This is a genomic window from Serratia sp. OS31 (assembly GCF_014164835.1).
Taxonomy (GTDB): domain Bacteria; phylum Pseudomonadota; class Gammaproteobacteria; order Enterobacterales; family Enterobacteriaceae; genus Serratia; species Serratia liquefaciens_A.
In genome coordinates, this window is record NZ_JACJFQ010000092.1 from 1 (window position 1) to 1,374 (window position 1,374).

Annotated in this window: 1 protein-coding gene and 1 other annotated feature; the gene reads right to left on the minus strand. The window is 53.3% G+C overall.

The window, feature by feature from the left end; genetic code table 11:
• Window positions 1–33 precede the first annotated feature (33 nt).
• Window positions 34–1,274, minus strand: a protein-coding gene (locus H5P17_RS26425; RefSeq protein WP_370570069.1) for an IS3 family transposase whose coding sequence is annotated in 2 segments (ribosomal slippage) — window positions 34–938 and window positions 938–1,274 — 1,242 coding nt in all. Because the reading frame shifts where the segments join, the coding sequence is not laid out codon by codon here.
• Window positions 850–966: a sequence feature (AL1L pseudoknot), on the minus strand. It overlaps the preceding gene by 117 nt.
• Window positions 1,275–1,374 lie beyond the last annotated feature (100 nt).

Sequence of the window (1,374 nt, forward strand, 5' to 3'; positions counted from 1 at the left end):
CCGGTTTTCTTGGAGAGAGTTAAGTCCAGAAGCTCAGGCTGCCAGAACATTATTTGCACTGGAAGCATAATAGGCTTTTTCGGCTTCTGCAGGCGGTATGTGTCCTAGCCGTTCAAGCAACCTTCGATTGTTGAACCAGTCCACCCACGCGAGTGTTGCAAGCTCCACTTCTGTGTGGTTTTTCCAGCTTTTACGGTGTATTACTTCAGCTTTGTAAAGCCCATTGATACTCTCGGCCAGGGCATTATCGTAAGAGTCGCCCGTACTGCCTGTCGATGCCAACAGCTCCGCATCCTGCAGCCGTTGGGTGTACGCCAGTGACACGTATTGGGAACCCTTGTCCGAGTGATGGATTGTACCTGAGGGGCGACGTGCCCACAGAGCTTGTTCCAGAGCATCTAGTACGAACCTTGCTTCCATCGACGATGAGACCCGCCAGCCAACGATCGTGCCTGCGAACACATCGATGATGAACGCCACATACGCGAAGCCCTGCCAGGTGCTGACGTACGTAAAATCTGCACACCAAAGCTGATTGGGGCGTTCAGCCACGAACTGGCGATTGACCAGATCCGCTGCTGCCGCTGTTTTGCAGCTAATCGTGGTCCGGATCACTTTGCCGCGGAGTACCCCCCGAAGACCGATTGTTTTCATCAGGCGTTCAACAGTACACCGGGCAACGCTAAAACCCTCGCGAAGTAACTGGCGCCAGACTTTTCGTGCACCATAGACACTGTAATTTTCTTCGTAAACGCGTTTTATCTCCTGGCTGATTTGAGCATCACACTTTTCTCGCTGGCTACATTTTTCAGGATGCAGCCGGCGTTGTTGATGCCAGTAATAGGTCGACGGGGCAATATTCAGTTCGCGACATACCGGCCCGACCCCGTGTGCACCACTCAGACGCTGCATCAGCGGCATTATTTTTTCCAATGGTGGTCGAGCTCCGCCTGAGCAAAATAAGCTGAGGCCTGGCGCAATATATCATTGCTGCGACGTAGCTCCCGGTTCTCACGTTCCAGTTCTTTTAAACGCTGGCGCTCATGGGTACTCAGTCCCCCCTCATCAGTGATGACGGGGCTTACACCACCACGGACATCGTTTCTATGCTGACGCAACCAGGCTCGCAGGGTGTCGTAATGGCACCCGATTTTTGACGAGATGGCACGAATGGCATCCGGCTCAGAGTCATACTCATCACGGTGTTCCAACAACATTCTGACAGCGCGCTCACGCAGTTCAGGGGGATAGCGTCTGGCGGATTGTGATTTCATTTCAGGTCTCCTTTCACTAAGAGTTTAGTCTCCAAGAAACCCGGGGCGGTTCATGGAGATACATTTGCCGGCCGAACTGCGGGCCATCTGTGACCTCAGC